Origin of the sequence: Dactylosporangium sp. CS-047395, assembly GCF_050942185.1 — a bacterium.
Lineage (GTDB): Bacteria > Actinomycetota > Actinomycetes > Mycobacteriales > Micromonosporaceae > Dactylosporangium.
On the sequence record NZ_CP192015.1, the window covers coordinates 8,775,678 to 8,793,780 of the forward strand.

The 18,103-nt window shown below is 74.2% G+C and carries 13 protein-coding genes; 8 read left to right on the forward strand and 5 right to left on the reverse strand.

From position 1 onward, the window contains the following. Positions 1–62: 62 nt before the first annotated feature. The 7 genes from ACQP00_RS40955 to fxsT all read left to right on the forward strand — a co-directional run bounded on the left by ACQP00_RS40955 (position 63) and on the right by fxsT (position 11,775). Complete coding sequence (locus ACQP00_RS40955) at positions 63–1,028, forward strand: effector-associated domain EAD1-containing protein (RefSeq protein WP_433207222.1); 966 nt, start codon at positions 63–65, stop codon at positions 1,026–1,028. Then, positions 1,015–1,989 (forward strand): AAA family ATPase, encoded by a 975-nt coding sequence (locus ACQP00_RS40960; protein ID WP_433207225.1) that lies wholly within the window; start codon positions 1,015–1,017, stop codon positions 1,987–1,989. The genes ACQP00_RS40955 and ACQP00_RS40960 overlap by 14 nt, the downstream gene beginning before the upstream one ends. Next, positions 1,986–3,185 carry a VWA domain-containing protein gene (locus tag ACQP00_RS40965; RefSeq protein ID WP_433207228.1) on the forward strand — a complete coding sequence of 400 codons (1,200 nt, stop codon included), beginning with the start codon at positions 1,986–1,988 and terminating at the stop codon, positions 3,183–3,185. Before ACQP00_RS40960 ends, ACQP00_RS40965 begins: the two co-directional genes overlap by 4 nt. Then, complete coding sequence (locus ACQP00_RS40970; protein ID WP_433207231.1) at positions 3,182–4,816, forward strand: hypothetical protein; 1,635 nt, start codon at positions 3,182–3,184, stop codon at positions 4,814–4,816. Before ACQP00_RS40965 ends, ACQP00_RS40970 begins: the two co-directional genes overlap by 4 nt. A 152-nt stretch (positions 4,817–4,968) precedes the next feature. Further along, positions 4,969–6,381, forward strand: coding sequence for an effector-associated domain 2-containing protein (locus tag ACQP00_RS40975; RefSeq protein WP_433207234.1), 1,413 nt, complete (start codon positions 4,969–4,971; stop codon positions 6,379–6,381). A 49-nt stretch (positions 6,382–6,430) separates the two neighbouring features. Continuing rightward, a complete protein-coding gene (locus tag ACQP00_RS40980; protein WP_433207237.1) occupies positions 6,431–7,447 on the forward strand; it encodes an AAA family ATPase in 1,017 nt (338 codons plus the stop codon). Next, positions 7,447–11,775: an FxSxx-COOH system tetratricopeptide repeat protein gene (gene fxsT / locus ACQP00_RS40985; protein WP_433207240.1), complete on the forward strand. Its 4,329-nt coding sequence runs from the start codon at positions 7,447–7,449 to the stop codon at positions 11,773–11,775. Before ACQP00_RS40980 ends, fxsT begins: the two co-directional genes overlap by 1 nt. On the opposite strand, the gene ACQP00_RS40990 is transcribed toward fxsT, so the two are convergent. Both ACQP00_RS40990 and ACQP00_RS40995 read right to left on the reverse strand, forming a co-directional pair. After that, entirely contained in the window at positions 11,772–13,439 is a 1,668-nt protein-coding gene (locus ACQP00_RS40990) for an aKG-HExxH-type peptide beta-hydroxylase (protein WP_433207243.1), read from the reverse strand. The genes fxsT and ACQP00_RS40990 overlap by 4 nt on opposite strands. 13 nt (positions 13,440–13,452) lie before the next feature. Next, positions 13,453–13,629, reverse strand: coding sequence for a hypothetical protein (locus tag ACQP00_RS40995; protein WP_433207246.1), 177 nt, complete (start codon positions 13,627–13,629; stop codon positions 13,453–13,455). 290 nt (positions 13,630–13,919) lie between these two features. Here ACQP00_RS40995 and ACQP00_RS41000 point away from each other — a divergent pair, with 290 nt between their 5' ends. Then, complete coding sequence (locus tag ACQP00_RS41000; RefSeq protein WP_433207249.1) at positions 13,920–14,351, forward strand: hypothetical protein; 432 nt, start codon at positions 13,920–13,922, stop codon at positions 14,349–14,351. A 3-nt stretch (positions 14,352–14,354) separates the two neighbouring features. Here ACQP00_RS41000 and ACQP00_RS41005 read toward each other — a convergent pair whose 3' ends face one another. The 3 genes from ACQP00_RS41005 to ACQP00_RS41015 are packed head-to-tail and all read right to left on the reverse strand — an operon-like array spanning position 14,355 to position 17,903. Then, the gene (locus tag ACQP00_RS41005) at positions 14,355–15,563 is read right to left on the reverse strand and encodes a histidine decarboxylase (protein ID WP_433207252.1); all 1,209 of its coding nucleotides are present in this window, start codon (positions 15,561–15,563) and stop codon (positions 14,355–14,357) included. Then, positions 15,560–16,450: a hypothetical protein gene (locus ACQP00_RS41010; protein ID WP_433207255.1), complete on the reverse strand. Its 891-nt coding sequence runs from the start codon at positions 16,448–16,450 to the stop codon at positions 15,560–15,562. Before ACQP00_RS41010 ends, ACQP00_RS41005 begins: the two co-directional genes overlap by 4 nt. After that, entirely contained in the window at positions 16,443–17,903 is a 1,461-nt protein-coding gene (locus tag ACQP00_RS41015; RefSeq protein WP_433207258.1) for an APC family permease, read from the reverse strand. The genes ACQP00_RS41010 and ACQP00_RS41015 overlap by 8 nt, the downstream gene beginning before the upstream one ends. Positions 17,904–18,103: the final 200 nt, after the last annotated feature.

Consider the following 18,103-nt stretch of genomic DNA (forward strand, 5'->3'; position numbering starts at 1 on the left):
GCGCTACCTGACGCGGTTGGCAATCCGGGAAGGAGCCAGGCATCTTCAGCGAGAGCGAGGCCATGTCCGGCCCTTTGCGGGCCGAGCTGATCAGGCGGCTGGCGGCCGCGTACCCCGATCGCACGAGGCTCGAGCTGGCGCTGCTGGAGATGGACGTCGCGATCGACGACTTCTCCGCCCGGCCGGACAGCGCGCTGACGGTGCTCACCGCGCTGTTCAACCAGGGCGACGCCGGCTGGCAGCGCGAGATCGCGGCCGGGCTCATCGCCCGGGTGCCCAACCACCGGGACCTGCAGCGGTTCGCCGCCGACAACGGCCTCACCGCCGCGCCACCGCCGGAACCGGCCGCGGCCGCGCCGGCCCGGCTGCCGTTCCTGCGCATCACCGACTTCGACCTCTCCGACGTGCGGGCCGACCTGCTCGAGACGGTGACCGCCGAGCCGACGGTCCAGGGCTTCGCGATCCCGACCGACGAGGAGCTCGTCGGCGCGACCATGTGCGACTTCCTCGCCGAGACGCACGACTCGATCGAGACCCGCCCGGCCATCAACCTCGGCGCCACGTCCACCGAGGTCGATCGCCCGGTCGAGCGGGTGTGCAACTACGCGTTCGAGCTGGAGGACGGCGGGATCGCGCTGCCGGTGCTGATCGCGGAGAGCGACGCCGAGCGGATCGCCAAGTTCTGGGTGGGCGTGCGGGCCGGGCTGACCCACATCCGGTACCCCCTGATGCTGTTGTTCCTGCGGGCCGACCGGTCCGTCGAGCTGCCGCCGGAGGTCCCGTGGATCGCGGGCCCCTCGATGCGCCCGGGCCACGTGAAAGACCTGGTCGGGCGGGCCGCGGCCAACCTGGCGCTGAGCCGGGCGACCGCCGACGCCTGGATCGCGTGGGTGCTGCGCGGCCAGCGCGAGCAGCTCGACGTGCGCATCACCATCGACCGGCTCCGGCCCAGCCTCGCGCGGGCCCAGGACGATCCGGCCGCGTTCGCTCGATGGATCGCGGGGAGGGACGGCCATGGTCACGCGTGAGTTCGACGACTCGATCACCTACCGCAGCCACGCCGAGCAGCCGGAGCGGCGGCTGATCGAGCGCCCCGGCGGGCGGCCCGAGGAGCGGTTCGAGACGGCGGAGCGCACCCGCGAGCCGTACCTCGCCTCCCGCGAGCTCGAGGACGCGGTGAACATCGCCATCGGGCTCGGCCGGCCGCTGCTGGTGCAGGGTGAGCCCGGCTCCGGCAAGACCCGGCTGGCCCACGCGATCGCCTACGCGTTCGGGATGCCGCTGGAAGAGGCGCACGTCAAGTCGACCAGCCGCGGGCAGGACCTGCTCTACACGTACGACATGATGGGCCGGCTCAACGACGCGCGGTTCGAGAACAAGAAGCCCGCCGACTCCTACCTGTCGCTGGGCCCGCTCGGCACCGCGATCGTGCGCGCGGAGTTCGGCCGCCGCTCCGTCGTGCTGATCGACGAGATCGACAAGGCCGACCTCGACTACCCCAACGACCTGCTGCGCGAGCTGGACGAACTGACCTTCTCGGTGCCGGCCGAGCTCGGCGGCGGCACGCACTCGGCGCTGGACCGGCCCGGCCTGCGCCCGATCGTCGTCATCACCCACAACGAGGAGAAGGCGCTGCCCGACGCCTTCCTGCGCCGCTGCATCTACCACTACATCGCGTTCCCCTCGCCCGGGCAGCTGGCCGAGATCCTCGCGCTGCACGAGGTCGGCACGCCGGAGATCCAGCAGGCCGGCATCGAGCTCGTCGAGGACCTGCGCCGGCGCCGCCTCGCGAAGAGTCCCGGGGTGAGCGAGCTGATGGACTGGGTGCGGTACACCGAAAAGCGTGGCCTGCCGCCCGAACCCGGCGCGCTGGTGGTCCCGCACGCGGGCGCGCTGGTGAAGCTCCGCCCCGATCAGCAGCGGCTGGAGCGGCCCCGGCCCGCGGTGCCCGAGCCGCGCGGCGCGGCCGAGGGACCCGTCTCGCCATGACCGCGCCGGCCCGCCTCCCGGACTTCCTGCTGGAGGTGGTCGCCCAGCTGCGCCACCACCAGGTGCTGGTCGGCGTGGACGACCTGCGCGAGCTGCGGGCGTGCCTGCGCGGCGGCTACGGCCTGGGCTCCTACGAGGACCTGCGCGACGTGTGCGTGACGCTGTGGGCCAAGTCGGAGGCCGAGGCGGCGGTCGTGCGCGCGGTGTTCGCCCGGATCGAGGGCCTGCCCCGCTGGACCCTGCCGCCCGCTCCGCCGCCATCACCACGTCCACCCTCGCCGCATCCTCCCGCGGACACGGACACGGACGCGCGAGCGGAGGCGGAAGCGCGAGCGGAGACGGAGGACCGCGCGCCGGAGGAGCCCGCGACCCGGGTCCCGGCCCAGGTGCACCGGGTGGCCGGGCTGCCGTTGCCGCCACGGCCCGCCGAGGACGAGTCGCTGCTGCTCGTCCCCGAGTACCCCACGACCCAGCGCCAGGTCGCGCAGGCCTGGCGCCGCCTGGCCCGCCGCCAGCGCGAGGGGCCGCCGGTGGAGCTGGACATCCGGGCCACGGCGGCGCGGTACCTGCTCTACGGCTGGGAGGTCCAGCCCGCGCTGATGCCGGCCCGGCGCAACACCGCCGCGCTCATGGTGCTGGTCGACCGCAACGGCTCGATGGTGCCGTACCACGACTACGTCGACCACGTCGTCGCGTCGATCGAGCTGGCCGGCGGCCTGGCCCGGATGACCACCGCCTACTTCCACGACCTGCCCGCCGGCCGGGTCGACCGCGGCGCCCTCGCCACCCTCGGCCCGGAGTTCCGCCCGGACCTCGACCGCGTGGTGGAGGAGATCCCGCCGCTGGCGGACGGGCGGGTGTACGCCGAGCCGCAGCTCATCCGGCCGCTCAGCCTGCGCACCGTGCTGCAGCGCGAGGCGCCCGGCACCGGGGTCGTCGTCATCAGCGACGCCGGCGCGGCCCGCGGCGGGTTCGACGTCGTCCGCCAGCACGACACCATCGCGCTGGCCAAGCTGCTGGCGGTGCTGGCCCGACCGCTGGTCTGGCTCAACCCGGCGGCGGAGCGGCGCTGGGAGGCCAGCGACGCCGGGCGGATCAGCCGGTACGTGCCGATGTTCCCGATGACGCTGGAGGGCATGAACGCCGCCGTCGAGGTGTTGCGGGGTCACCCGCCGGCCGTGGCGTACCCGCTGTGAGGGGCCCGAACCGGCTGCAGACCATGGATTCCGGCGTGGCCGTGCTGCGCGAGGAGTTCCCCGACCGGCTGATCGAGCTGGCGTACCACGCGGCGGTACCGGTGGCGTTCGATCCGGGCTTCATCCACCTGCTGCGGCTCAACTTCTTCGACACACCCGAGGCGCGACTGTCCTATGAGGACGAGGCCGACTTCCTGCTCTCGCCGATCTGCCGCCCGTTCGGCGACGACCTGTTCGACATCGAGCCGAGCCTGCGCGACTTCCTGCAGTCGGGGCTGAAGTCCCGGTTCGGCCCGCAGCGGCCGGCCCGCGTCGCCGAGCTGCTGCTGGCCTACACCGCCCGGCACCCCGAGTGGCAGGCCAACCCGCCGTTCAAGCACGCCCAGGAGCTCAGCGCCTGGCTGATCACCGACCCGGACACCGCGCTGGCGGCGTTCCGCGCGGCCGCGGCCGACCACGCGCGCGAGCACCGGCTGCCGGCCGACTGGTACGTGGCGATGGGCACCCGCATCGAGCGCCGCCTCGACCCGGCGGACGGCTTCCAGGTCATCGTCGGCCTCGCCCGCGAGGGCCTGGCCGGCGACGAGGCGGACGGCGCCGCCGCGACCCGGCTGCTGGGCAACCTGGCCCGGATGCCCGGCGGCGACCGGGTTCCGGGAATCCGGCCCCGGCCCGGCCCACCGCCGCCGCCCGAGCCGGTGCTGCCGCTCGCCGAGGCCGCCCGGCACCTCGACGTCGACTCCCTGCCGATCTCCGAGTCCGCCCAGGAACGGCTGCGGACCGTCCTGCTGCCGGGAGCCTTCTCGGCGGTGGCCCGGCGGGCGCTGGTGGAGATCGCCGGCACCGAGCCGTTCCCGGTCGGCGTCGTCACCTACGACGACGTCTGGCGGGCCGTCGATCGCCTGGCCCATCTCGGTTCGGGCGCCTCGGACCGGGTCGTCCATCGGGTCCTGGCCGAGGCCGGCGAGCGGCTCGCCACCCAGTTCGACCTGTGCGAGGCGTCCGCCGCGGCCGATCGGGCGCGCCGCTCGTTCGTGATCGTGGTGCTGCAGCCGTCGGCTCGGCCGGGGCGGTACCGGGCGTCGGTGTCGCTGCAGCGCGGGGCCGAGCGGCCCATGGTGTACACCAGCTCCCCGGACTGCGGCCCCGAAGAACTGGCCGGCATGGTGGGCCGGGCGGCGCGCGGCGCGGCCGACATCGGCTTCGGCCCGACGATCGAGTTCGCGCTCCCGGACGAGCTGCTGACGGAGCCGGTCGACGAGTGGCTGAGCGCCCTGGCCAAGACCCACGCGGTCGTGATCCGGCGGTTGTCCCACGCGCAGCCGGCCTCCGATCCACGCGAGGACGAGGAGCAGTGGCGCCGGCTCGACCGCGAGGGGCACCTCCTCGGGGTCGCGGTCCCGCTGCTGACCGGTCCGGACGTGGCCGAGCGGCTGCGCGTGCTGCGCTCGCCGGTCGCGCTGTGGTCCCGGGAGCCGCGGTCGCTGCAGCCGGTCGTCGACCGCTACGGGCCGGCCCGGCTGCCCGATTCGGTGCGCCTGGAACGGGCCATCGGCACCGGCAAGGGGCTGGCCCTGCTGTGGGACGACCCCTTCCGGCCGCTCTCCGGATTCTCCAGCGGATCGCGCTGATCTAATCGCCGATCGTCGGCGCGGCCGGGCCGACCGGGTGAGGCTTACCGGGAATCCAGCACCTAGCATGACCGTAAATGTCGCCCCACCGCCGGTGGCGGGATGCATCCGGCCGTCCATGGGTCAGGGGGTCACCGCAGTTGCCTGACGCCTTGCCCGACGTTTCGGAACGGTTGCGCGACGAGCTGCTCGGCATCGACCCGCTGCGGCTCCGGGCGACCCGTGACCATCTGCTGGTGCAGCTCGAGCAGTCGCACAAGGGACTGGCCGTGCCGCAGACCGACGACGCCCGGGCCGACCTCGCCGCCATCGCCGCCGCCTGCCTGACCCGGCCCGGCGCCCTGCGCGACCTCATCGACCAGGTCCGGCGCTTCGCACCGGCGCACCCGGCGCTGGACCGGCTGGCCCGGATGGCCGACGTGCTGTTCCCCGACGAGTGGCTGACCGGCGGCGAGCGCGCCCGGCTGCTGGCCGGGCTCACCGGCATCGACCGCGCGGTGCTGGTCGCCGCCTTCCGCGACACCGTGCCGCTGGACGCGAACCTGCCCGGCGACGGCTCGACCGCCGACCTGACGACCCGGCTGGAGTCGCTGGTGGGCGTCGACGACGAGGCGCCGCCGCTGCTCGCGTTCCTGGCCCGGGTGGCCAAGCGGCTCGACGTGGTCGGCGCCGCGCGGCTGCGGCAGTGGACGGACGAGGTCGCGGCCCGGCTCGGGCTCGCACCCGGCCTGCTCGACTGGCGGCCGGCCCCGGACGCGGCGCCGGTCGACCCGACGACGTACCTCACCGTGATCGTCCGCCCCGACGCGCTCACCGACGACCGCTACCTGCTGTCGGTCTGGGTGCAGCACGGCAACCGCGCCGAGCACCCGCTGCTGATCGACGACCACCTGCGCACCGTGGGCGAGGTCGCCACCGCGCTGCGAGTGGCGCTGCGCGGCGCGGCCCGCGAGACCGACGACCCGCTGACCATCGAGATGGTGCTGCCCCGCGCGCTGATCACCGAGCCGGTCGACCAGTGGACGGCCGGCGACGCGCCCGGCAGCCGGGAGGAGCTCGGCGCCCGGCACACCGTCGTGCTGCGCAGCCTCGACCGGCTGCGCCGGCTCCCGCGGGAGCGCGACGCGTGGCGGCAGCGGTGGGCCCGGCTGAACCGCGCGGCGGAGCGCGAGCGCACGGTCCAGGTCTCGGCGCCGGCCGGGCCGCGGCAGTGGCGGGCCGACCGGGCCGGCGACGGGACGCGCGGGCCGCTGGTGCTCGCCCTGGACGGACCGCTGCCGGCCGCCCGCAGCCTGCAGAACGACGCGTTCACCGCGGCACTGACGGCCGGCGTGCCGGTGCTGGTCTGGAGCCGCCACGCCGGGCTCGGGCCGACGATGCTGGACACGGTGCTGGCGGTGGCCGGCCGGTTCGGACCCGGGCGGCTGCCGGCCGAGGTGCGCCGGATCCGGATGCTGGCCGGGGTCGGCGACGATCTGGGCCGGCACCTGTCGCTCGTCTGGGACGACGCCGACCGCATCCCCGCCGAGTTCCGCGCCCCGCCCCTGCGCGCACCGCAGCGCTGACGCCCCGCCGACCGCCCCGTGACCGTCGAAGACTCAAGGAGCAGCACCTGTGACCGAGCCCGTCGACTGGCGCGTCTACCGCGGCTACGGTGAGCCGCACGACGGCTTCGCCCGCCTGCCCGAGGCCCCGCCGTGGCGCCGGTTCAACGGCGAACTGCCGGCCGTCGAGCCGCTGCGGCCCGAGATCGAGCCGGCCCTGCCGCCCGGCCTGGCCGAGCGGGCCCGCAGCTACCGCCCGGGCGCCAAGATCGTCGAGGCGGCCAACGCGGCGATGCTGCTGCGCCGGCCGCTGCTGGTGACCGGGCGGCCGGGCACCGGCAAGTCGTCGCTGGCCCTCAGCATCGCCTACGAGCTGCAGCTCGGCCCGGTCCTGCACTGGCCGGTGACCAGCCGCAGCCAGCTGCAGGAGGCGCTGTACCGCTACGACGCCATCGGCCGGCTGCAGGAGACCAACCTGTACCGGTCCGGGGAGACCGACCCCGTCGCCCCGATCGGCCGCTATCTGCGCCTCGGCCCGCTCGGCACCGCGCTGCTGCCCCGCGAGCGGCCCCGGGTGCTGCTCATCGACGAGCTCGACAAGAGCGACGTCGACCTGCCCAACGACCTGCTCAACGTGTTCGAGGAGGGGCAGTTCGAGATCCCCGAGCTGGCCCGGCTGGTCGACGCGGCGAGCGTCGAGGTCGGCACGGCGGACCCCGGCGTGACCGCGGTGGTGGAGAACGGCGTGGTGCGCTGCAACGAGTTCCCGATCGTGGTGATCACGAACAACTCCGAGCGCGAGTTCCCGCCGGCGTTCCTGCGCCGGTGCCTGCGCATCACGGTGGAGCCGCCGGACAGCGAGACGCTGACCGAGATCGTGCGGGCCCAGCTCGGCACCCCCGCGACGGAGCGGGCCGCCGAGGTCATCGCCCGGTTCAAGACGCTGAGCCAGCACTCGGTCCTGGCGATCGATCAGCTGCTGAACGCGGTGTACCTCGCCACCACCATCGACGTCGACGACCCACAGGTGCAGGGGCGCCTGCTCGACGACATCTTCGCGCCGCTGACGTGGAACCAGCCGGACTGATGCTCGACAGGTTCATCGAGCGGCTCGTCGCCGAGGACCCGGAGCTCACCGCCCGCGACATCGCCGACCTGCTCTGGCTCGTCCAGCATCTCTCGGTCGCGCCGGGCACCGCCACCGGCCCGGCCGCGGTGGAGGCCGGGCCGGCGCCGGTCCGGCCGCCCGAGCCGGCCGGCGACGACCTCGCGGGCCCCGAGCCGGTCGACCGCGGACCGGCCGGGCCGGCGCGACCTCCCGCGCCCGCGGAGGGTGCCACCGCGCTGCTGGAGCCCGAGCCCGAGCTGCTCGAACCGACCGCCCGCTCGGCGCACAACAACCCCGAGGTGCGCCTGCAACCGCTGGGCGGCTCGCTCGGCGACGGCCCGGACCAGTCGCTGCGGCTGCCGACCGTTCCCGCGCTGCCCGACGCCCGCACGCTGGCCCGCGCCCTGCGCCCGCTGCGGCTGCGCCGGCCGTCGCGGTTCCAGCGCACACTCGACGAGCGGCTGACGGTCGAGCTGTCGGCCCAGGCCCGCGCGATCCTGCCGGTCATCCGGCCGGAGACCGACCGGCGGCTACACCTGACCGTGGTCTTCGACGTCGGCACCACGATGTGGATGTGGGCCGACACGATGACCGAGTTCGTCACGCTCCTGCGCCGGCTGGCCGCGTTCCGCGGGATCGACGTGCGGTTCGTCGACCCCGGCCAGGACGGGCCGGTCCGGTTCGCCACCACCCGCGGCGGCCCGCCGGACCTGTGGCGGGCGACGTCGCTGCTGGACCCGGCGGGCGAGACGGCCGTGCTGGTGGTGACCGACTGCCTCGGCGCGGCCTGGGCGGACGGGCGGATGTCGGCCGCGTTCGCCCAGCTCGGCCCGCGCGCGCCGCTCGCCATCGTGCAGACCCTGCCGCAGCGGGTCTGGGACCGGCTGGAGCGGCTGCCGATCGCCGACGTGGAGTTCCGCTCCACGGCGCCGGTGACGCCCGCCGCGCTGCTGGACGTGCGGCTGCTCGATCCCTCGCCCGACCGGCCGCTGTCCGGCGTCGCGATCCCGGTCTTCCCGTTCGACGCGGCGGGCCTCGGGGCCTGGGGGCGGCTGGTCGGCGGGCACGCCGATCGCCAGCGCAGCAAGGCCTTCTTCGCCGACGGCACAACCCTGCCGCCGGTGGACGCCGTGCCGCCGGACCGGCCGGCCCCCGGCGAGCTGCTCACCCGGGCCGCCCGGCTCCCTCCGCACCTGCGCCGGCTGATCACCTACCTGGCCGCCGTCCCGCTGCGCCGCTCGATCATCCGGCTCATCCGGGAGATCGTCGTGCCGGGCGCGCCGCCGACCACCCTCGGCGAGATCGTCGCCGAGGGGCTCATCGAGCCGCAGCGCTCGGCCGAGCGGGACGACCCGCGCGACGAGGAGTTCCGCATGGACGGGACGCTGCGGCGCAACCTGCTCGGGGCGCTCACCCGCGGCGAGCGCAACCACCTGGCCCGCACCATCTTCGAGTACTTCCAGCGCATGAACGGCTCGCCGCTGGACTTCCTCGCGTTCATGAGCTCGCCCGACCTGCCGGTGATCCAGGACGCGCCGGCCCTCGCCGCGGCGAACGCCGATTTCCTGCGGGCGCTCGGCGGGCAGTACGAGCGGGCGGTCGAGGAGTGGGAGCGCCGGTTGCGCATCGCGCGCACCTCGGTGACCCGCGAGGCACCCGTCGTCCTCGATCCTGACTCCCCGATCCTGGACGCTTCAGGGGACGATAGAGGCATCGACCGCGGCGAGGATGTGGGAGGCGACGTGATCGAGGAGGGTGTCACCGGGCAGTCGGGCGAGGGCGTTCGGCGCGGGCCGGCCGTCTGGGGCGGCATCCCCGGCCGGAATCCGAACTTCACCGGCCGCGAGGGCCTGCTGGAGCAGCTGCACGACCAGCTCGCGGTCTCGGTCACGGCGGTGCTGCCCAGCGCGCTCAACGGCATGGGCGGGGTCGGCAAGACCCAGCTGGCCACCGAGTACGTCTACCGGTACCGCAACGAGTACGACCTCGTCTGGTGGGTGCCCGCGCACGAGGCCTCGGCCATCCGCGACTCGCTGGTGGCGCTGGCCGACAAGCTCGGGTTCTCGGTGGCCGACCGGGCCCGCGCGATCGAGCAGGTGCTGGAGGCGCTGCGGGCCCGCCAGCCGCACGAGCGCTGGCTGCTGGTCTACGACAACGCCGACGACATCGACATCGTCGACCCCTATCTGCCGCTGCCGACGTACCACGTGCTGATCACCTCGCGCGAGCGGCTGTGGGCCAACCTGGCCCCGATGATCGAGGTGGACGTCTTCACCCGCGAGGAGAGCATCCGCATGCTGCTCTCCCGCTCCCAGACCATGACGCCCGAGGAGGCGGACGAGATCGCCGACGTGCTCGGCGACCTCCCGCTGGCCCTGGAGCAGGCCGCGGCCTGGCACGCCAGCAGCGCCATGACCAGCGGCGAGTTCCTGCAGCTGTTCCGGGAGCACCGGCAGCGCCTGCTGCAGCAGCCGGCCCGCGGTGGCACCTCGCTGCCGGTCGCCGTCACCTGGCAGGTGTCGATCGAGCGGCTCACCAGCCTCTCGCCCGCCTCCGCGCAGCTCATGCAGCTGATGGCGTTCTTCAGCCCGGAACCGATCTCGGTGGAGATGCTCAACCGGGGCGTCGGCGAGGACGTGCCGTTCCCGCTGCGCGAGGCGCTGCGCGATCCGGTCCTGCGCAGCACGACGGTCCAGGACGTCAGCCGCTACGGCCTGGCCCGCCTCGACCCGGTGAACCGGGCCCTGGTGGTGCACCGCCTGGTGCAGGCGGTCATCGAGGACGACATGGACGAGGCCCTGCGCCGGCAGCTGCGCGCGGCGGTGGTGGGCATCCTGACCCGGGCCACCCCCGGCTTCCCCGACCGGTCCAGCACCTGGCGCCGGCACGCGGAGCTGGCCCCGCACGTCCTGCACGCCCTGGACCACGGGCTGCTCGCGGACGAGCGCGAGGCGACCCGCAAGATGCTGCTGGAGCAGATCCGGTACAAGTACCAGCAGGGCGAGTACGAGTCGAGCCGCTCGCTGGCCGAGCGGGTCAGCGCGGCCTGGGAGCGGCGGCTCGGCCCGCCCGACCGGTGGGACGAGCAGAAGCTGCTGGCCGACCGGTACCTCGCCAACGCGCTGCGGGCGGTCGGCGACGCCGACGGCGCCCGGGCCCTGAACGAGCGCACCTACGGGCTGTTGCTCAGCAGCCCGCTGTTCTCCCCCGACCACCCGTTCGTCAGCCTGGTCGGGCTCAGCGTCGGCGCGGACCTGCGCAACCTGGGCAAGTTCGAGGAGGCCCGGGACCACGACGTGCGCAACCTGGAGCGCATCCGCGAGCAGTTCCAGCGCCAGCCGGACCGCACCAACAGCCTGAACCTGGCCCGCGCGCTCAACAACCTGGCCATCGACTACCGGCTGCTGTTCGACTTCGAGCGCGCGCTGGAGCTCGACCAGGAGGCCTTCCGGACCCGCCAGGAGCTCATCGACGACCGGCTCGACTCGCTCGACTACGAGATCAACGCCAACATCGTGCGCGACCTCTACGGGCTGGGGCAGTACCAGGAGGCCCGGGCCCGGCTGGAGGAGTACCTGCCGGGGCACCGCGCGACGGTCGGCGTCGACAACCCCAACTACCTCGTCGCGCTGCGCACCCAGGCGATCCTGCTGCGCAAGCTGGGCGACTACGTCGGGTCGCGGACGATCGCCGAGGACAGCTACCGCAAGCACGATGCCCGCTTCGGCGCGAGCCACGAGCACACGCTCTCGTCGCAGATGACGCTGGCCAACACGCTGCGGGTCAACGGCGAGTACGAGGAGGCGGTGCGGCACGGCACGGAGGCGCTCGGGCAGTACCGCCGGCACTTCGGCCTGGACCACCCGTTCACGCTGCTCGCGGCGATCAACACGGCCATCGCGGTGCGGCTCAGCGGCGACCCGGAGCGGGCCTTGGAGCTCAACCAGGACACCATGACCCGGCTGCGGCGGGTCGGCGGCCCGGAGGGGCACCCGCCGCTGCTGTGCTGCGCCAACAACCTCGCCAACGACCTGCACGCGCTGGGCCGGCCGGACGAGGCGGTGGAGTACTCGAAGCTCGCCGCCGACCGCTTCTACGCGGCCTACGGCCCGCACCCGTACGCCCTGGGCTGCCGCTACAACTACGCGCTCGACCTGATCGCCAGCGGCGACACCGCGGGCGGGACGGCCCTGCGCGACCAGGTGGCCCAGGCCCTGAGCGAGCACTCCTACCCCGAACACCCCGAGCTGCTGAGCGTCAGCGAGGGCTACCGCTTCGAGCTGGACCTGGAGCCGCCGCCGATCTAGCCGTCGGCGAGCGGGGCGAGCCAGCGGGCCAGGTCGGTCACGTCGGCCGGGCGGCCGTCGGCGGTGAGCCGGCGGTGCACCGCGTACACCAGCTCCGGGCTCGCCCAGATCGGGTCGGCGCTGGTCATGGCCAGGCCGCTCCACGCGTCGAGGTCGTCGGGCGCCTCGGCGATGCGGGCCGCGTAGCGGTCGGCGGCCAGCGCGAGATCGCCGGCGGCCAGCGCGACGTCCCCGTCCAGCAGGTCGGGCCAGCGGGTGAGGGCGTCGTCCGACCGCTGCGGCTCCTGGGCGGCGTGGGCGAGCAGTGCGGTGCGGCCCCGCTCCACGAACGGGTCCACCGACTCGGCGATCGTCACGGCCGGAGCCGGACCGGGCGCGAGGTCGCCCGCGGCCCACCCCGCGGCCAGCGCGGCGATCGCGGCCGGGTCGGGCCGGAGTTGGCGCAGCCGCCAGGCCAGGCGGTGCTCCTGGATGACCCGGCGGGCGGCGGTGGCGGCGGGCGCGGCGACCTCCACCGCGCCGTCACCCTCCAGGGAGCGGCGCAGGGCGGCGACGAACCGCTCCCCGGCCGGCAGCAGCCCGCCGGAGCGCTCCAGGGTGTCGATGGCCGCGGCGAGCTGCGCGGCCGTGCGGGCGAGCTCGAAGCCGGTCCGCCCGGTCCGCTCGCCCACCCCGCGCCAGTACTCCAGCACGCCCAGGAACGCGTAGACGCCGTGCAGGATGCCGTGCAGGGGGCGCGGGTCCCGGCGCCACGGGGAGTAGTACCGGCGGGACGAGTCGGCGGCGATGAGCGGTACCAGATCCAGGAGGGCGTTGAGCGCACCGTGCCGCAGCTCGTGCACCAGCGTGGCCGCGAAGCCGCTCGCGCCGTCCGGCGGGGTGAGCACCACCGATCCGAAGGCGTAGCGCGAGGTGGCGCTGAGCCCGTGCAGCCCGCCCCGGCCGGCCAGCGGCGTCACCACCCGCAGCAGCGGCAGCAGCCCGACGGCGGCCGGACTGCGCTCGGCCAGCCAGCGCTCGGCGTCGCCGTACAGCCGGCCCCAGTCCTCCCGCTCCGCGGGCCCGAGGCGAGCGGCGGGCGGCATGCCGGTCGGCGCGCGATACGGGTGCAGATCGTCGAGAAGAACGCCGCGGTTGTACCGCATGAGCCCCAGCGACGTCACCGCCAGCCAGGCGTCGCCGAAGCGGGCCGCCGGCTCCTGCCCCGGCTCGATCGTCACCGGCCGGCCGGGCTCCCCGCGCACGGTACCGAGGGTGGGCAGGTGCAGGATGCCGCCGGGCGCGGGCACCTCGACCGGCGTCGGCACCCCGGCCCGGATCGCGGCCGCCGCCGCCACGGCGCTCAGCTGGTCGAGGTGATGCCCCGCGTCGCCCGCCCCGGCCGCGATCCGGCGCAGGGTGAACGCCGCCCAGCTCCCCACGTACGGGTAGCCGAGCACCGCCGCGAACGCCGCCGGGTCCCGCCGCTGCGCCTCGGCCAGCACGGCCAGCGCCCCGTCCACGGCCGCGCGCCGCTCGGGCAGGTGCGCCCGGGCGGCGTCCACGAGGCCGCGGATGAGCAGGAGGTGACGGCTGAACTGGGCGGCCCGCAGCGCGTCGAGCGCCGGTTCGTCGAAGCGCCCGGCCGCGATCGCGTCGAAGGTGCGGCCCGGCAGGCGATGCACGCCGGCGATGGGATCAGATCGCACTCTGGAAGCCGGCGACCGGGTCGTGCCCGCTCATCACGTCGGCCAGCACGAACTCCAGCGCGCGGGCCAGCATCGGCGATGTCCGGGTCAGCTCGGTCAGGTCGAGGAAGGGCACGTCTATGACATTGATGAGTTCAGAGCTGTACTCGTCCGGCGCGTCGGTCATGCACGGTCCTCCGGTCCTACAGCGCCAAGCCGGTATGTGGTCGTTGCCGACGGCGCAGCATACCGCCGACCTGAGGTGATCTTGTCTGTGGTGTCAGTGCGGCGGACGGCGTGTCACGGCGGCGCGGCCCGTACGCACTGCACGAGCCGGACGTTACCGCTCCTACCACATCCAACGCGCCCATATTGAGCAAAAGACCCGCGGCCGCGACTGATCCCGGCGGGCCTGGATTCCGTACACCATGACAGCCACGCCTCACGCCAGACCATCGACGCGAGGAGGTGCCGCGCGTGGTCCGTTCCAAGCAGCACGCAGACACGTCCCGGGAGAGCCCTCGGCCGCACCGCGACCACTACGCCAACCGCGAGACCGCCTCGGGCGTCTTCACCCGGCCCGCCGCCCCGCCGGAGCGCCCACCGCCGCCCGATCCCCCGTCGTGGTTCACGCCGACGGTGCCCAGGGTGGCGCCGCCCGAGCCCGCCGCCGCGCCGCAGCTCTCGCTCCGGCCGCTGCGCACCCCGGCGCCGGCCGTGACCACGATCCGGGTGGAGGCGGTGCCGGTGGACGGGTTCGAGTACGAGACGGCCATGCCTTTTGGTCATGACCCGCCGGAGGCACCGCCGCCGCCGCAACCACCCGCGCCCCGGCCGGCGCCGAAGCCGCTGTTCAACCCCCTGGCCCCGAAGCCCGAGCGGCCCACCATCACCTGGCTCGACGAGTGAGCCTCAGCTGGCCAGCGCGTCCGGGACGAGGCCGGCGCCGGTCGAGGCGGTGAGTGCCGCGCTCAGGTCGGCCACGAACCGGTCGACCCGCTCGCGCGGGACGCCCGGCATCAGCACGGCGTGGGCGTTGCCGCGCTCGTCGGTCGCGAGCGGCCACCGGTCCAGCAGCGGCTGTGGCGGGCGCGGGAAGACCACCGTGAACGCCCGCGGCTGGGCGCGCCAGGCCGGCCAGCCGATGCCGCGCAGCTGCTGCTCGGTGTAGCGGGCCAGGGCCCGGGCGCTCTCCGCGCGGGCGCGCAGCCCGGCCGGGCCCCAGTGGCGCAGGAGGTACCACATCCACAGCGGCGCGTGCCCGGAGCGCGAGCCGGTGATGGTGCTGTCCGGGGCGGCGGTGTAGGTGATGTCGCCCCGGCCCGTATGGCGGTCCGCGAGGGCGACCACCACCCCGCAGGGGAACGGGACGGCCAGAAACTTGTGCCCGCTCACGGCCACGCTGTGGGCGCCGTCGGCGAAGGTGAAGGCCGGGCGGCCGGGCGGGTCGTCGAGGGCGAGCGGCACGCCGGCGAGGGCCGCGTCCGCGTGGATCCAGCGGCGGTCGGGCTCGACTCCGGCCGCGTCCAGCACCCGGCCGATGCGGCCCACGTCGTCGATCGCTTCCGTCATCGTGGTACCGATCGACGCCACCACGATCACGCCCGTCCCCCGGCGGTTGCGGCCGTCCCGGGCCACCGCCGCGTACAGCAGGTCGTAGCGCATCTCCCCGCGCTCGTCGGTCGGCACCACGTGCAGCCGCAGGCGCAGCAGCTCGGCCGCCTTGGCCACGCTGTAGTGGGCGGCCGCCGAGCAGTAGACGGTCGGCGCGGCCAGTTGCCGCCGCGCCTGCCACAAGGCCCAGTGCGTGCTCTCGGTACTCCCCGTCGTCACATACCCGTGCCGGTTGTCCAGCGGCGCGTCGAACAGGTCGGCGAGGAAGCCGATCACCTCGTACTCGAGGTGCTTGGTGTGCATCCGGTACGCCCCGCCGGGGGCGAACGGGTGCCCGACGTTGTTGAGCAGCAGGCGCTCGAACGGCGCCAGCGCGCTCATGTCGGGCAGGTCGGTGGCGCCGGGGAACCCGAGGTCGTAGTCGCGGTGCTGCAGCAGGTCGGCGTGCAACTGCTCCAGCCGGCCCGCGACCGTCGGGTCACCCGGCAACGGCAACCCGGGTGTCATCGGGGCCGCGATCCGTGGTCGATGATCCGCCCGATCTCGCCCATCCACCGCCACACGTGGTAGATCGGGTCGGACTCCGGCGTCTCGGCGAGGGCCGGGTTCCAGCGCCAGTGCATGCTCGGGGTGCCGTACTGCGTGTTCCCGTCCCGCACCGAGCAGTCCACGGTGAGCGCGTTGAACTGCAGCTCCCCGCCGCGGTCGAGGACCAGCATGGTGCCGTCGATGAGCCGGGCGTAGCAGCGCCCCGGCAGGTCGGCCTCGCTGCGGGCGGTGCGCTGGGCGGTGACCCAGTCGCCGTAGGGGGTGTCGAGCGTGACCACCCCGATGCCGGCGAACACCGCCTCGTGCGTCATCGAGTCGGTCTTGTTGCACATGGACGTGCGCGGGTCGAAGCGCGGGTCCGCGGAGTACCCCTCCCGCGCGTGCTGGGCGAGCCCGTACAGCAGGTGCGGGAGCGACGCCGCCTCGTCGTCGGCGAGGAAGATGCGGGTCGCGGTGCGCAGCTGGTCGTACAGGCGGCCGCTCGGTTCGCTGTAGAACAGGGCCACCCCGTGCGGGGCGAGCGGGTCGCGGCGGCGCCGCTCCCACGCGTGCCGGGCGTGCAGGAACGAGAAGCGCCGCAGCCGGGCCACGACCGCGCCCCGATAGGTCGGCGTGATGTCCACGCTCGGTGCCGCGGGGGGCGGCGCGACCGGCTCGCTCGGCACGCTGCGCATGTGCCGCGGCCCCGGTGCGGGCTCCGGCTCGGGCTCGTAGCCCTGATATCCGGAGGGCGGGACCTCGCTGGTGCGCTCGATCGCCCACCAGGGCACCGAGGAGGACGACGAGGAGGGGGAGGACGAGTTCGGCTGCCAGTCGTTCTGCATGGTCGTGCGCGGGTCAGACATCGAGGTCCTGCAGCCGCTGATCGAGGACCCGCAAGGGGTCCGGGCGGCCCTTGCCGACCTCGGCCAGCACGGGCGCCTTCCCGGCGCGCAGCACGAAGCCCCACACCACCCCGGCGATGACGGTCAGCACCACCGCCAGCGGCAGGATCGCCTGCAGCGGCGAGTCGTCGGCGATCTGCAGCAGCGACGACAGGTGCGACACCATGATGGCCAGGACGCCCACGCCGCCGATCACGCCGAGTGAGGGCAGCACGGTGGTGATGAACAGTCCCTCGGTACTGCCGCCGCCCTTGCGGTAATAGCGGATCGCGCCGATCGAGATGAGCACCAGCATCACCAGGATGCCCACCGCGCCGGCCGCGGACAGCCACGTGAAGATCACGCCGATCGGGTCCGCCCCGGCCGCGGCGAACAGGCCGACGACGACCAGCGCCGAGACGCTCTGCACCAGCGAGCCGCCGGTCGGCGCGCCCTGGGCCCGGCCGCTGGTGCCGGTGCGGGCCAGCCAGCCGGGCAGCACACCCTCGCGGGCCATGGCGAAGAGGTACCGCGCGATCGTGTTGTGGAACGACAGCATGGCCACGGTGACGCTGGTGACGAGCAGGAGCGTGGCGAGCAGGCTCAGGCCGCTGCCGTACCACTGGTCGAACAGCGAGAACGGCAGGCCCGAGTCCGGGTTGGCGGCGGTCGCGCCGATCTGCTGGTCGCCGACGGCCACGGCCAGGGCCCACGCCGACAGCCCGTAGAACAGCGCCATGAACACGACCGCGGCGAGGGTCGCGCGGCCGATGCTGCGGCTGGTGCGGACCTCCTCGGAGTACGCGGGGGCGGTGTCGAAGCCGATGAACGCCGCGATGCCGAGCGCGAACGCACCGCCGATGCCGGGGGCCCACAGCCCGCTGACGTCGATCGGCGCGGTGGTGATGGCGTCGTTGAACGGATGGGTGAAGCTGGCGATGTCGAACAGCGTGATGACGGCCAGCTCGACGCAGAGCACGGTGCCGACCACGAACGCCGACAGCGACACGTGCAGCAGCCCGCAGATGGCCACGATCAGCCAGATCACGGCGGCCCACAGCAGCCACGAACCGCCGATCAGGCCGGCGATGGTGAAGCCGATCAGGCCGTACAGACTCATCTGGATCGCGGAGTAGAAGACCAGTGCGAGCGCACCGCCGACGAGCCCGGACATCGGCCCGAAGGCGTGGGCGAGCAGCGCGTAGGCCGGCGCGGCGTGCGGCACGGCACGCGACATCGCCACGTATCCGACGGCGAGCAGCCCGAGCATGATGCCCAGCAGCGGGAAGGTCAGCGGGGTGGCGACGAGTCCGGTGGCCGCGTAGGTCGCGACGATACCGCCGGCCAGCACCGCCATCGGCGAACTCGCGCCGACCTGAAAGAGCCACACACCGCCGCCGCTCATCTTCCGGCGGGTCAGTCCCTGCGTCGTCACCGGCCACCGTCCACAGTGGTCATAGGGCAGGCGGGCACAGGTGTCACGGGGGGACGCATCGCGGCGCGTTCTCCAGCTTCTACCGGCTGAGGCCGAAGTTGTTCGGACCACAACAGTCAATGTGATAAATGTCGCTGCGAAGTGTATCGGTGTGGATCACCACCGGACCACCGCTGCGCCCTGCGTGGTATTTCACATTC

Coding starts and splice junctions, on each gene's coding strand:
- ACQP00_RS40955 (WP_433207222.1), top strand. CDS start 63: ATGTCCGGCCCTTTGCGGGCCGAGCTGATCAGGCGGCTGGCGGCCGCG.
- ACQP00_RS40960 (WP_433207225.1), top strand. CDS start 1,015: ATGGTCACGCGTGAGTTCGACGACTCGATCACCTACCGCAGCCACGCC.
- ACQP00_RS40965 (WP_433207228.1), top strand. CDS start 1,986: ATGACCGCGCCGGCCCGCCTCCCGGACTTCCTGCTGGAGGTGGTCGCC.
- fxsT (WP_433207240.1), top strand. CDS start 7,447: ATGCTCGACAGGTTCATCGAGCGGCTCGTCGCCGAGGACCCGGAGCTC.
- ACQP00_RS40995 (WP_433207246.1), bottom strand. CDS start 13,629: ATGACCGACGCGCCGGACGAGTACAGCTCTGAACTCATCAATGTCATA.
- ACQP00_RS41005 (WP_433207252.1), bottom strand. CDS start 15,563: ATGACACCCGGGTTGCCGTTGCCGGGTGACCCGACGGTCGCGGGCCGG.
- ACQP00_RS41010 (WP_433207255.1), bottom strand. CDS start 16,450: ATGTCTGACCCGCGCACGACCATGCAGAACGACTGGCAGCCGAACTCG.